The following is a 14,281-nucleotide window of genomic DNA, read 5'->3' on the forward strand; positions in this document are numbered from 1 at the left end:
ATCATGACAGTTTGACCGTCTAACGCCGCCTGGCCCAATAATTTGCCAGGCAGCTTAGGCACAAACGCGTTGATTCTTCGTAACGTTTTTCACGTTGGGGCCGGGATTTCCCCTGCGAACTCATGCGACCCGCTTACAACAAGAAAGCGGCAAAGCCGGCTTCCCTGCTCTTCCTGATCGTGTAGCTTTTTCAGCGGCTGCCATAGGCCTGATCGAGCAGCCCGCCGGCGGCGAAATGCTCCTTCTGCACCTTGTCCCAGCCGCCGAACACGTCCTCCACCGTCAGCAGCCTGACGTCCGGAAAGTCGGCCTTGTGCTTGGCGGCGACCGTCGCGTCGCGTACCCGCAGGCCGTTGTCGGCCGCAATCTCCTGGCCGTCGGCCGTGTAGAGGAAGTCGAGATAGGACTTGGCGAGATCGCGGCTGCCATGCTCGTCGGCGACCTTGTCGACGACCGCTACGGGGAACTCGGCCAGCAGGCTGACCGAAGGCGTGACCTGCTCGAACTTGTCGTCGCCATACTCCTTGCGGATGCCGCGCGTCTCCGACTCGAAGGTGATCAACACGTCGCCGATCTCACGCTGGACGAAAGTGGTGGTGGCGGCGCGGCCGCCAGTGTCGAAGATCGGCACGTTGTTGAAGAGCTTGGTGATGAACTCCTTCACCTTGGCGTCATCGCCCTTGAAGGCTTCCTTGGCGTAGGCGGTGGCGGCGAGATAGGTGTAGCGCGCATTGCCGGATGTCTTCGGGTTCGGGAAAATCACCTGCACGTCGTCGCGCACCAAGTCGTTCCAGTCCTTGATGTGCTTGGGATTGCCCGCGCGGACAAGGAACGAAGGCAGCGAATAAAAGGGCGAGGCGTTGTCCGGGAAATCCTTCTGCCAGTCGGCCGAAACCAAGCCCTTCTTGACCAGGAAGTCGACGTCGGTGACCTGGTTGAAAGTGACGACATCGGCGCCGAGACCTTCGGCGATGGCGCGCGCCTGCGCCGAGGTGCCGGCATGCGACTGATCGATGGTGACGCCGGGGTGCTTGGCGATGAAGGCCTTGTTGATGTCGACGAACAGCTCGCGGCCTACGTCGTAGGATGCATTCAAAAGCTTGTCGGCCGACCAGGCTTGGGAGGACGCGAGGACGAGGCCGGCAAAAGCCGCGATGCCGAGCAATAGGCGCTTCATGAAAACAGGCTCCTTGGAAATGGGTCGAAGCTATGCCGCGACCATAGTCGGGAAAGCCCGGTCCGACGAGGCATGCGCCCAGAGAGGCGAGCGAGGGTTTGGAAAATATCTCGTCGAAACAGCGTGTTGGTAGGATTTTCTTCCAAGCAGATTCATGGATGGCGCCAGGCTGGGGCGCCGGAGCCGGCGTCAGGGTGATAGACAGATCAGGACGTGGGAAAAAGCTTCCAGCGTCGTGGCCTGAAAGCCACCCGGCTCTTCTGCGCGGCGGGATGGTCGACAGGCAGCTCGATTTCGACGCGCTGGCGCTCGCCGCCGATCTCGAGCTCAACCCTTCTGGTGCCGGCGACGCGGCGGCTGGCGGCAACAGTGCCGGCGATGCAGCCGCTGCAGCCGTCGAGCAGATCGACGTCATGCGGGCGGAAGTGGAGCACCGCCTCGCCGGACGGCGCATGCGGCGCCTGGAGGCCGATCGGCCGGTCAGCGATCCACACCTCGCCGTTCTCGACCCGGACCGGCAGCGAGCTGGACTCACCGATGAAGGAGTAGACGAAGGGCGAGTTCGGCGTGTCGTAGATATCGTCGGCGGTGCCGACCTGCTCGATGCGGCCCTGGCTCATGACCACGACGCGGTCGGCGAGCTCCAACGCTTCTTCCTGGTCGTGCGTAACGAACACGGTCGTGTGGCCGGTGCGGTCATGGATCTCGCGCAGCCAACGGCGCAACTCGCGGCGAACCTGCGCGTCGAGCGCGCCGAACGGTTCGTCGAGCAGAAGCACCTTCGGCTCGATCGCCATGGCGCGGGCCAAAGCCACGCGCTGGCGCTGGCCGCCGGAAAGCTGCGCCGGATAGCGCTTTTCCAGCCCCGACAGCTGGACGAGGTCGAGCAGCTCCAGCGCGCGGCGGCGGATTTCCTGCCCCGACGGCCTTGCGGCGCCGTGCCGGACCTTCAGGCCGAAGCCGATATTGTCGGCGACCGTCATATGGCGGAACAGCGCGTAATGCTGAAAGACGAAGCCGACATTGCGCTCCTGGATCGACTTCTGCGAAGCGTCTTCGTCGCCGAAGAAGATCGCGCCCTTAGTCGGCCGCTCCAACCCGGCGATCAGGCGAAGCAGCGTCGTCTTGCCGGAGCCCGACGGGCCGAGCAGCGCGATGAGCTCGCCGGACTTGATGTCGAGCGACACGTCGTGGAGCGCCGGAAACCGCTCAAACTCCTTGCGCACGTTGACGACGCGAACTTCCATACAATTCCCTCGGTTCGTTCATGCTGCCGTTATTCCCAAAACGCCAGGCATTTCGGGCGACAGCTATTTCTTCAGTGTCCGCGCGTCGCGGCGATCTCGGCGCCGTAGCGCATCTCGAGAAGTGTTTTCAAGACCAGCGTCACCAACGCCAGGCCGGCGAGCAGCGAAGCGACGGCAAAAGCGCCGACGGCGTTGTACTCGTTGTAGAGGATCTCGACATGCAACGGCATGGTGTTGGTGAGGCCGCGTATGTGGCCTGACACGACCGAGACCGCGCCGAACTCGCCCATGGCGCGTGCGTTGCAGAGCAGCACGCCGTAGAGCAGCCCCCATTTGACGTTGGGCAGTGTCACATACCAGAAAGCCTGCCAGCCGCTGGCGCCGAGCGAAAGTGCTGCCTCTTCGTCGCCATTGCCCTGTTCCTGCATCAACGGGATGAGCTCGCGCGCGACGAAGGGGAAGGTGACGAAAATGGTTGCCAGAACGATGCCGGGCACGGCGAACAGGATCTGGATGCCATGCGCCTTCAACCAGGCACCGAGCAGCCCTTGCGCGCCGAACAGAAGCACATAGACCAGGCCCGAGATGACCGGCGAGACCGAGAAGGGCAGGTCGATCAGCGTGGTCAGGAAGGCCTTGCCCTTGAACTCGAACTTGGCGATGGCCCAGGCGGCCGAAAGGCCGAAGACGAGATTGAGCGGAACCGAGATCGCCGCCACCAGCAAGGTCAGCCGGATGGCGGAGCGCGTGTCGGCATCGCTGAGCGATTGGAAATAGGCGCCGACGCCCCTGGCGAAAGCCTCCTTGAACACGATGATCAGCGGCAAAAGCAGGAAGATGCCGAGAAAGACGAGTGTGACGATCGTCAGCGTGATGCGGACGGGGCGGCTTTCCGTGACCGCGGCCGAGCGGCTCTCGTGGTGCGGCTCGTAGGATTTGATCTCGGGATCAGCCATAGCGCTTGCGGCTCCATGTCTGCACGAGGTTGATCACCAGGAGCATCGCAAAGGACAGCGCCAGCATGATCGCGGCGATCGCGGTTGCGGCCGGGTAGTTGTATTCCTCCAGCCGGATGACGATCAGAAGCGGCGCGATCTCGGATTTGTAGGGCAGGTTGCCGGCGATGAAGATGACCGAGCCGTATTCTCCAACGCCACGCGCGAAGGCGAGCGAGAAGCCGGTGATGATGGCTGGTGCAAGACCGGGCAGAAGCACACGGCTGATGATCTGGAAACGGCTGGCGCCGAGCGTCGCCGCTGCTTCCTCGACCTCCTTGTCGATCTCTTCCATGATCGGCTGGACGGTGCGCACGACGAAGGGCAGGCCGATGAACACCAGCGCCACGACGATGCCGAGCGGGGTGTAGGCGACCTTGAGGCCGAGCGGCATCAGCAATTTGCCGAGCCAGCCGGTCGGCGCATAGAGCGTGGTCAACGCGATGCCGGCGACCGCGGTGGGCAGCGCGAAGGGCAGATCGACCATGGCATCGACGATACGCCGGCCGGGGAAACGGTAGCGGACCAGCACCCAGGCGACGAGCGTCCCGAAAACGACATTGACTGCCGCGGCGATGAAAGCCGTGCCGAAGCTGATCTTGAGCGCCGTGAGGGTGCGCCGGTCGGTGGCCAAAGCCCAGAAATCGGTCCAGCCGAGCGCGGCTGAGCGCCAGATCAGCCCGGAGAGCGGGATGAGGATGATGAGCGTGAGGTAGGCAAGCGAGAAGCCGAGCGTCAGTCCGAAACCCGGAATGACACTCGGCTGCCTGAATCGCCACCCCGCGTGAGCGGGTGCTGTGGTCATGCTGTTCTGGATCGTCCCTTCTTACTCAACCAGATTGCAGTCGCCAGTCTTTGAGGCTCGGCCTCTCACTGGGCCGGCTTGTAGATCTGGTCGAATATACCACCGTCACCGAAATGGTAAGGCTGCGCTTTCTTCCAGCCGCCGAATTGCGGGTCGTCGATGGTGACCAGCTTGATCTCAGGCAGCTTGGCGAGGTCCTCGGCCGGAACCAGTTCGGGCTTGGCCGGGCGATAATGGTTCTTGGCGATGATGGTCTGGCCCTCCTTCGAATAGAGATAGGAAAGATAGGCTTCGGCCACCTTGCGCGTGCCCTTGGCGTCGACATTGGCGTCGACGATGGCGACCGGCGGCTCGGCCAGGATCGAGGTCGGCGGGTAGACGATGTCGAAATTGTCGGCGCCGAATTCGTCGAGGGCCAGATAGGCGTCGTTCTCCCAAGCGATGAGCACGTCGCCCAGGCCCTTCTGGGCGAAGGTAACGGTCGAGCCGCGGGCGCCGCTGTCGAGCACCGGGGCATTGGCATAGAGCTTGCCGACGAATTCCTTCGTCTTGGCCTCGTCATTGCCGTCATGCGCATTGGCGTAGGCCCAGGCCGCCAGATAGTTCCAGCGCGCGCCGCCCGAGGTCTTCGGGTTCGGCGTGATCACCTGGACGCCGTCCTTCACCAGATCGCCCCAGTCGTGGATACCCTTGGGATTGCCCTTGCGCACCAGGAAGATGATGGTCGAGGTGTAAGGCGCTGAATTGTTTTCGAATTTCTTGCGCCAGTCGGGATTGATCTTCTTCGACTTCGAGACGATGGCGTTGATATCGCCTTCGAGCGCCAGCGTCACGACATCGGCGTCGAGGCCATCGATCACCGCGCGGGCCTGGGCGCCGGATCCGCCATGCGACTGCTGGATGGTGACCGTCTCGCCGGTCTCGGCCTTCCAGTGCGCGGCGAAGGCCTCGTCATAGGCTTTGTAAAGCTCACGTGTCGGATCGTAGGACACGTTCAGGATGGTGGTGTCGGCAAATGCGAAACCAAGGGTGCCGAACTGGACAGATGTGGCGACCAGCGCGCCGAGCAGTTTCCTGAAATGAGGTTTGGTCATTCCCGCCTCCGTTGAACTGCTGCGAACTCTACCGAGTTTATAGAAATTAGATGCATTGAATGTTGCCTTTTTCACCTCCTCGAAGCAATTTTTCGCCGGATGTCCGCCGATCGAAGAAATATCTTCCTCAAACTGGCGAGCCGATGAGTCCTCGCCAGCCGGCCTAATTAGAAGCGGGAAGGGTCAGGGCAAGCCTAAGCGCCTTAATTGGCGGTGACGGGAAAATCGAAGCGCTGTTTTGGAAAAGGTTCTTTGGCCAGGGTGAAGTGCCACCATTCGCGCGCATAGTTGCGGAAGCCCGCGGCACGCATGGCGGCAAGCAGCATCCTGCGGTTCGCTGCCGCTTCGGTGGCAAGAGGGCGGTACGCCGTCTCGCTCATCGGGTCGAAGCAGTCGAAACCGGTGCCGAAATCGAGCGTGCCGCCGTCCGGCGCGCCGCAGGCCGGATGAACCGGGCTTTGCTTCCCGGCTTCGGCGATGGCGAGGTCGACCGTCGAGCCGCGCGAATGGCTGGACAACTCTCCGACATAGCCCCTGGCGATGAGATCGCCTCGCTGGACGGTCGGATACCATTGCGGATCCGGCGGGCCGCCTTCTCTTGTCCATCTGCCCATGTCGGCGACGGCGCGGGCCGGACGATAACAGTCGAAGACGACCAGCGTCAGGCCCCTGGCGGCCATTGCCTTCTGGGCGTCGGCCAGCGCCTTCGCCGCCTGCGCGGTCAGAATACAGACCGGGGCGTCGTAGCCATCTGCCTTGCGGTGCAGGAAGTTTTCGACGCCGGCGTAGCGGATGTCCTGGCGGATGGTCGGATCGACATCGGCAAGCCTGACGAAGCCGGCGGGAAGGGGGGCGACCGCGGCGTGAGAGGAGGTGGCAGGCAGGAGCGCTAGCGTTGCGAAGATCGCAGCCGCTACCCGTGAAAGTCGGCGCGAGGCCCCCCTCTCTGCCCTGCCGGGCATCTCCCCCTCAAGGGGGGAGATCGGCTGTCGCGACTGGTTTCGCCAATCACCAACGTTGCAGGAGGAGCGAGGCGCCGGAACTGCTGATCTCCCCCCTTGAGGGGGAGATGGCCGGCAGGCCAGAGAGGGGGGCCTCGCACCGCCCCTCAGACGAAAAAGCGCAATCCTCTGAATCGCTTGCCGTCTTCTACTCAACGAACACCTTCACGCTCGCCGCACGTCCGGCCGCGTCGATCACCGTCAGCGTCGAATAGCCGGTGCCGTCCGGTTGCCAGGTCGCGGTGCGGCGGCGGTCGATGCCGGCGAGCGGCTTGCCGTTGGCGAGCCAGCGGAACGGCGCGCGGCCGCCCTGCAGCTTCAACACCAGCGGCGTGGCATCGGCTGAATTCGTGCCGAGGTCGACGCGCGCGCCGTTGGGCGGGAAGATGATGGTCGGCGCCGGCTCGGTGGCGGTGGCCTGCACCAGCCCGTCGGCGCCGGCGCCGAAGCGCGCGAGCGTCACCGGCAGTTCCTCGCGCTTGGGGTTGAAGACGCCCGGTGGCCGGCTGGGCAGCGGCACGCTGGCAAGGCCGGAACGGACAAAGCCTTCGAACAGGATGGGTGCGGCCGAGACATAGCCCGACAGGCCGGGGATGGGGCTGGCATCGGCGCGGCCGACCCATACACCCAGCACATAGCGGCCGTCGAAGCCGACGGACCAGGCATCGCGATAGCCGTAGGAGGTGCCGGTCTTGTAGGCGATGCCGCGCTGCATGGCGCCTTCCGGCGGCTTCACGCCGGACAGGATGTCGTTGATCTGCCAGGCCGCCTGGTCGTCGAGGATGGTGGCGGTGATGCGCTCGGCATTGGCCGGCTCGGTGCCGTCATGCAGCGTGTGCATCTTGCCGCCATTGGCGAGGCCCGTATAGAGCTGCACCAGGTCGCGCAAGGTCACGCCGACGCCGCCGAGCCCGATCGCCAGGCCCGGCGCCTCGTTGACCGGCAGGATCGGGTTGACGCCGGCCTGGCGGAACCGTGCCGTCAGCCGCGCCGGACCGACGGCGTCGAGCACGCGGATCGCCGGCACGTTGAGCGACAATTGAAGCGCCTGGCGGATCGAGACATCGCCCTGGTAGCCCATGTCGAAATTCTTCGGGCGGTAGCCGCCGAAATCGGCAGGGCTGTCCTCGATGATCATCTCCTGCGCCACCAGTCCCTGCTCGAAGGCAAGTCCGTAGATGAAAGGCTTCAGTGTCGAGCCGGGCGAGCGCACCACCCTGGTCATGTCGATCCAGCCGGAGCGGCTGGCGTCGAAGAAATTGGCGGAGCCGACTTCGCCCAGAATGTCGCCGGTGCGCGCGTCAGCCATGACCATGGCGACGGAAAGTTTTGGCCCGAGCTTCCTGGCGGCATCCCTGGCCACCTGTTCCAGCCCCTGCTGTACGCTTTTGCGGATGGTGAGCTGCAGCGGCTTGCCGGGCACGGCCCTGGGCAGCATGGCGTAGGAGGCATGCGCGGCCAGCGCCGGCAGTTTGCGGCGAAGGCCGGAGACATCGTCGAGGGCAGCGCGCGCGGCCTCGTGTTCGCCGAGCAGGCCGGCCGAGACCATGCGGGTCAGCACCCGGTCGCGCGCGGCATGCGCGATGTCGAGGTTGCGGTCGGGCCGGCGCTTTTCCGGCAGTTGCGGCAGCGCTACGAGCAGGGCGGCTTCCGACACGGTGAGCCGCTTCGGCTCCTTGCCGAAATAGGCGAGCGATGCGGCGCGCACACCTTCGAGATTGCCGCCATAGGGCGCCAGCGTCAGATAGCGTTCGAGGATCTCCTGCTTGGAGAGCCGCCGCTCGATCTGGATGGCGCGCAGCATCTGCTTGAGCTTGGAGCCGAGGCTGCGGCTGTCGCGCGGCTCGATCAGCCGGGCAAGCTGCATCGACAAGGTCGAGCCGCCCGACACGATATGGCCGCTGGTGACGAGCTGGCCGGCGGCGCGGCAAAGCGCCAGGACGTCGACACCGCGGTGATCCCAGAAGCGCTTGTCTTCGTAGGTCACCAGCATGTCGACGAATTGCCTGTCGACCTGGTCGAGGCGGGTTTCGAGCCGCCAGTAACCGTCCGGCGTGGCGAAGGCGCGCAGCAACTGGCCGTCGCGGTCCTGGACCTCGGTCGAGACCGTCAGTTTTGCCGGCAGCGGAGGCGGGAAGGCGCGGTCGAGTTCCCACAGCGCAGCGATCGAAAGCGCGGCGAAGCCGGCGAGGCAAGCGCCTGCGATGGCGGTGCGTCTGAGGAATTTTCTGGAGAGCATGGTGCTGCCCCTCATCCGCCTGCCCGTCCTCCGCAGCAGCTGCGCTGCAGCTGCGGAGGGTGGACCGGCACCTTCTTCCGGTGAGCGGGGAGAAGGGAAGACACCGACGACCTGTTCATCGCTATTCCGCCTTCACCTCCATCACGCCGGTGGCGGTGCGGGCCGAATATTGCGGCCGATACATGTCTTCCACCGTCGCTGCCGGATGGGCGTAGGTGCCCGGCGTCACGGCGCGCACGACATAGGCCAGCGTGATGTTGCGGTCGCCGTCGCCTTCGTTCGGATTGAAGGCGGCGACGAAGCGGTCGTCGCGGAACTCCAGATGCGCGGCGTCGGTCTGCGCCAGCCAGGAGAAGTTCGACAATTGCGCGCTGGAAACCAGGCTCGGGTTGTCGATCTCGAAGCCGGCCGGCAACAGATCGGTGATCAGGAGCCGCGACGGCCACTTGTTCTGCTCATAGACCTTGAGCACCACCACATAGCGCTCGTTCTGCCTGGCCTCGGTGACATTGGCCTCGGTGCCGTCGAGCTTGTAGTAGGTGCGATCGATGGTGAAGCCGTCGCCGCCGGCCGGCAGCGGGTCGACCGGCGCGGCGACCGCGGTGACCACGGCCTGTAGCGGCGTCGCGCCGGTGTTGGCGATGGTGAGCGGGCTGTCGACGAGGTCGCTGCCGGCGACATGGTCGGAGTAGCCGCCCGAATGCGGCGCGCCGTTGACGGAAAGCGTGATGGAATCGTTGCCTTCCTTCAGTGCCCGCGCGGCGAGCAGCATCCAGGATTCATCCTGGGTGCTCGTCCAGCGGGCGTCGGCGCGGGCCACGCCCACCAGCTTGATCAGCTGGGGCATGATGCTCGGCACCGGCTTCGATTCCGCCGCCAGCGCCAGCATCGCCGCGCCGTCACGCAGCCGCGAGCCATAGTCCGAGCGGTACCAGTCGTAGTCGGTCTCCGACTGTGCCAGCCGGAGCGCCGTCTGGAAGGTGGCTTCCGAACGCTGGGTGTCGCCGTAGAGCGCCAGGCTTGCCGCCAGCTGGGCGACGGCCATCGGGCTGGAGAAGGCTTCGAGCTGGGTATCGGCGTAATAGCGCAGATCGCCGATCGAGGCCTTCTTGTTGCGGGCGAGCACATAGAGCGCATAGGCGATCTCGCTGCCCTTGTCCTGGACGTCCTGATCGTAGCCCAGCGAGTTCTGCAGGTTGTTCAGCGCCTGGTTCATGGCGAGCGCCGGCACATCATATTTCTGCTCGCGCGCCCGGGTCAGGAATTCGCTGACATAGGCGTCGAGCCAGAGATCGCCGGAACCCGGACCCCAGAGGCCGAAGCTGCCGCTCGACGACTGGTAGGACAGCACCTTGTAGATGGCGTCCTGGATGCGGCCGTGCAGGTCCGGATCGCTTTCCATGCCGATGCTCTTGGCCATGTCATTGACATAGAGCAGCGGCATGGCGCGGCTGGTGGTCTGCTCGGCGCAGCCATAGGGGTAGCGGTCGAGCGACATCAAAAGCGACGGCACGTCGAGCGCGGACGACTGCGAAACGCCGACGCTGACCGAAGCGCCGTCGAGCATGCTTGCCGCGAGCAGCTCCTTGTCGACGCGCAACGAGCCGCCATGCGGCTTCAGGTCGACAACCATGCGGTTGGTGACCGGAAGCTGCGCCGGGCGCACCGGAAGATAGAGCGTCTGCTCGACTTGGGTGCCGTCGGCATGGGCGAGCTTGATGGTGAGCGAGGCGTCGCCCGCGGTCTTGGCGAGCAGCGGGAAGGTGAGCGACTGGCGCTTGCCCTGGGCGAGCGTCAGCTTCTCGGGCAGCGGCTTGTCGCCGGTCGTAAGATCTCCGGTCGTGGTGACCGCGAGCGCATAGTCGCCGGCCGGGCCATCGGTATCGGCGATGTCGAGACGCATGGTCGCCGCATCGCCGGGCGCCAGGAAGCGCGGCAGGCCGGCGGTGATCACCACCGGATCGCGCACGATGACGTCGGCCTGAGCATGGCCGACGGCATCCTTGGTCCAGGCGACGGCCATCACGCGCACGGTGCCGTTGAACTGCGGGATGTCGAAATCGACGCGCGCCTTGCCATTGGCATCGAGCTCGACCGGGCCGGAGAAGAAGGCGACCAGCTTTTCGGTCGGCGGGCTGCCCTGCGCCTGCATGTTAGCGCCGTCACCGCCGGTGCGTATCTTGCCCATGGTGCCGAGCGAGCCGTCGATCAGGCGTCCGTAGAGGTCTCGGATCTCCAGTCCCAGCATGCGCTGGCCGAAGAACCAGTCCTCCGGATCGGGCGCCTTGTAATTGGTGAGATTGAGGATGCCGACGTCGACGGCGGCCACCATCACATAGGCGTTGCTGCCGGCCTGCGCGCCGTTGACGGCGATCGGGATCGACAATTGCTGGCGCGGCGCGGTTTTTTGCGGCGGCGTCAGCGTGACCGCAAGCTTCTTCGAGCCTGGATCGACCGACAGCCATTGGATGCCGATGGCGCGGGCCGGCATACGCGATTCCTGCGCGTCGCCGGGCCGGAACAAGGTCGCCGTGACATAGGCGCCGGCGCCCCAGTCGTCGCCGACGGGGATGTCGACGGTGCTGCCGCCGGCCGGCACCGAAGCGGTGACGGTCTTCAGCAGCTTTTCGGCGCCGATGGTGACCAGAAGTTCGCCGGCAAAATGCGGCGAGACCTTCAGCTTGGCGACTTCGCCAGCCGCGTAAGTGTCCTTGTCGAGAGCGATCTCCAGGCCGTCGGGCGTTTCGGTGGTGGTCGAGGCGACATACCAGCCGGCGTCGAACTCATAGCTGGTCGCCGGGCCGTCAGGATCGGCTGTCTCGACCTCGAGCCGGTAGCGGCCCCAGTCGACGGGCAACGACACGGTCGCCTCGCCGTCGGCCTTCAGATCGACGGCGCCGTTGGCGACGGCCTTGGTGAGGTTCACTGCCTCGTAGTTCCAGGAGTTGTTGTTTCTGTACCACTGATAATTGCGCTCGACCTTGACCAGCGACCATTGCGCGCCTTTGAGGTCCTCGCGCTTGCCGCTCGGGTCTACGGCGATGATGCTGAACTTGGCCGTGCCGCCCTGCGGCACCTCGTCATCGGCGAAATCGGGGCGAATGCCGATGACGTCGCGCTGCGGGCGAACGCCGATGTCGAGCGAGCGCTCGACGGCGCGGCCGCCGGCCTCGCGCATGCGCACGGTGACCTTGGCGTTGACCAGCTTGGTGGTCGACGGCAACTGGTCGATCGTGATCGGGAAGGTCGCCTTGCCGTCGTCGCCGACGACGGGAAGATTGGCCAGAGGCGTCACGGTTGGCTCGCTCGACTGCTCGTCGGCCAGGCCGAAGGTGAAATCCTTGAAGCTGTCCCAGGTACTGGTGGTCGACAGCGTAGTCTCGCCTTCGAGCGCGAGGCCCGCGGCCGGCGCGCCGTAGAGAAAACGGCCGTCGACAGTGGCGTTCGCCGTCTCGCCTTGGGCGACCTCCTTCTTGTCGGCGGTCAGGTCGAATTCGATGCGATCCGGCACAAAATCCTCGACCAGGAACATCTGGCTGGCGACCGCCGCCTGCTTGGGATCGGTGTAGATCGACACCGTCCAGGTGCCGCGCATGGCGTTGGCCTCGAGCGGCAGGTCGACGGCATGGCCGCCGGCGGACTCGCCATTGCTGATGACGCGGCGGCTCTCGACGCCGTCGGGACGCGTGAAGATGAAGGTCAGCGGCAGGTTCTCGACCGCTTTTGCTGCGCCGTCGCGGGCGAGGGCTGCGACATGCACATCCTCGCCGGCGCGGTAGATGCCGCGCTCCGTCCAGGCATAGACGTCGAGCGCACCCGGCGAGGCGCGCCCCTCGACGCCGCGATCTGAAAGGTCGAAGCCAGCCTTGCCCATGTCGAGGAAGACGAAGTCGTTGTCGCCCTGCTTGGCCATCAGCACGGCCGGCACCATGCCGTTTTCGCCGCGGGTGAGGCCGGGATTGAAGACGGCGTGGCCCTCGGCGTCGGTGGTCGCCGTGCCAAGGATCTCGTTGTTCTTGGCAAGCAGCGTCAGTTCGGCGCCGGAAATCGGCTTGGCCGAACCCAGCGAACGGGCAAAGACGTTGAGGCCGTCCTGACCGGTATAGGTGGAAAGGCCGATATCGGAGACCACGAACCACTGCGTGGCGCGTGAACCATAGTCGTCGCTCTTGTCGTCGACCGGCTGCGCGGTCAGCACATAGACGCCGGGTTTGCGCTGCGGGATAGCCTCATCCACCGGGAACGACGTGGTCACTTCCTTGTTGAGATCATTGGCGATTTCGAGCGTGCCGGACCAGACGGGCGAGCCCATCTGGTCCGAAATGGTGGAAATGTCGTAGCCGTCGAGCTGATGCAGGAACTGATAGCCGGACAGAAGCTGCGCCAGCGAACGATCGCCGATGCGGTAGAGCGTCATCTTGGCGGCGTTCATGTTGACGGTGACGACCGGGATGCCGCGGCGGGCACCGGCCGGAAGCACGAAGCTGTCGCCGGTGAAGCGGGCCGACGGGGCGCGGTCCTGGACGTAGATCGACAACACGACGGGCGCGGCGATCGTTTCGCCGATCGCGGCCGGCAGGCCGGCGCGGAAGGTCACGTCGTAATGCTGGCCGTGTTCCAGGCCTTCGACGCAGATCTGCTTGTCCTTGGCTTCGACGGCCTTGGGCGCGGCGTTGTCGACGGTCACGAACTGCGAATAGTCGACCCCGGTCTTGACCAGTTCCTCGGAAAACTGGGCGCAGATGCGCGGCGAGGAGGAATCGGCATCGACGGTGTGCTCGACGACACGGAAACCCTTGCGCGCCTTGAGGTCGGCATAGTCGGCCTGGACGGCCGGCGAGCCTACCAGCGCAAGGCTCGCCTCATAGGCTTGCAGCGAGGGCCGGTAGAGGTCGCGTTTGTCGAGGCCGGCGCCAAGCAGGGCCAGCGCCTCGGCGCGGGTCTTTGCCGTGCGCACCAGCTTGTAGGCATTGAAGGCCGCCGAGGTGGCGTTCATCGGGAAAGTCGAGGGTTCGGTGGTGTTGGACGCTGGTTCCACGGCGATTATCTCGCGCGCCAGCGCCAGCCACAGCGCGCCGTCATCGGGCAGGACCGAGATCGCGGACTGGTATTTCTGCATGGCAAGGCGATGGTCGCCGGTAAGTGCTGCCTGCTCGGCGGCGGCCTGCAGGGCGGAAAGGCCTTCGGTCGGCTTGTCATAGGCCGGGTCGGTCAGCTTATTGCGGAACTGCTGGGCCTGGTCGGCCATCCAGTTCGGGAAGAAGGCCAGCGCCGGCGGGGCGCCGATATCGGGATCGCCATCGACATTGGCGACTTTGCCGGCGACGGCGCCGGTGAAGGATTTCAACTGGTTATAGTCGGATTTGAGAAAGCACCACTTCGCCTTGGTGTTGTAGGTGAAGGCGCGGCATGCGGAATCGCCGAGACAGGTTGTCTTGCACTGGTCGAGGCTGACATTCTGTTCCGACCGCAGGTCGAAACCGAAATAGTCGGAATTGTCGGTCGTCACGATTCGCCGGGCTTCGGCCGCAAAAGCCGCTCCGCCCAGGGCGAAAAAGATGAGAAGAAGGAAAGAAAGACCACGAGCCGCGCGCATTGCCATACCACCCTCCAGACATCGCCAGCGTCCGGGCATGATCAAGCTTCGTGCAGGCTTGTCAACGCCGGATCGCCGCAGGTTATTCACCCGCGAACGGTTTCCATGCCGGCCAAAGGCCGGTATT

Annotated in this window: 8 protein-coding genes; all 8 read right to left on the reverse strand. The window is 65.0% G+C overall.

Annotated features, from left to right (window positions below):
- Positions 1–190 precede the first annotated feature (190 nt).
- The 8 genes from RFM52_RS13795 to RFM52_RS13830 all read right to left on the reverse strand — a co-directional run bounded on the left by RFM52_RS13795 (position 191) and on the right by RFM52_RS13830 (position 14,160).
- Positions 191–1,177 (reverse strand): sulfate ABC transporter substrate-binding protein, encoded by a 987-nt coding sequence (locus tag RFM52_RS13795; RefSeq protein ID WP_320297041.1) that lies wholly within the window; start codon positions 1,175–1,177, stop codon positions 191–193.
- 206 nt (positions 1,178–1,383) lie between these two features.
- On the reverse strand, positions 1,384–2,424 hold the full coding sequence (locus tag RFM52_RS13800) for a sulfate/molybdate ABC transporter ATP-binding protein (RefSeq protein WP_320297040.1): 1,041 nt from the start codon (positions 2,422–2,424) through the stop codon (positions 1,384–1,386).
- 71 nt (positions 2,425–2,495) lie between these two features.
- Entirely contained in the window at positions 2,496–3,380 is an 885-nt protein-coding gene (gene cysW, locus RFM52_RS13805) for a sulfate ABC transporter permease subunit CysW (RefSeq protein ID WP_320297039.1), read from the reverse strand.
- Complete coding sequence (cysT, locus tag RFM52_RS13810; protein WP_320297038.1) at positions 3,373–4,224, reverse strand: sulfate ABC transporter permease subunit CysT; 852 nt, start codon at positions 4,222–4,224, stop codon at positions 3,373–3,375. Before cysT ends, cysW begins: the two co-directional genes overlap by 8 nt.
- Before the next feature lie 65 nt (positions 4,225–4,289).
- On the reverse strand, positions 4,290–5,318 hold the full coding sequence (locus RFM52_RS13815) for a sulfate ABC transporter substrate-binding protein (protein WP_320297037.1): 1,029 nt from the start codon (positions 5,316–5,318) through the stop codon (positions 4,290–4,292).
- 203 nt (positions 5,319–5,521) lie between these two features.
- Positions 5,522–6,280, reverse strand: a complete 759-nt coding sequence (locus RFM52_RS13820) for a M15 family metallopeptidase (RefSeq protein ID WP_320297036.1) — start codon at positions 6,278–6,280, stop codon at positions 5,522–5,524.
- 187 nt (positions 6,281–6,467) lie between these two features.
- The gene (gene pbpC, locus RFM52_RS13825; RefSeq protein WP_320297035.1) at positions 6,468–8,558 is read right to left on the reverse strand and encodes a penicillin-binding protein 1C; all 2,091 of its coding nucleotides are present in this window, start codon (positions 8,556–8,558) and stop codon (positions 6,468–6,470) included.
- 121 nt (positions 8,559–8,679) lie between these two features.
- The gene (locus RFM52_RS13830) at positions 8,680–14,160 is read right to left on the reverse strand and encodes an alpha-2-macroglobulin family protein (protein WP_320297034.1); all 5,481 of its coding nucleotides are present in this window, start codon (positions 14,158–14,160) and stop codon (positions 8,680–8,682) included.
- Between the last annotated feature and the right edge of the window lie 121 nt (positions 14,161–14,281).

It is taken from the genome of Mesorhizobium humile, from assembly GCF_033977215.1.
GTDB classification, from domain to species: Bacteria; Pseudomonadota; Alphaproteobacteria; order Rhizobiales; family Rhizobiaceae; genus Mesorhizobium; species Mesorhizobium humile.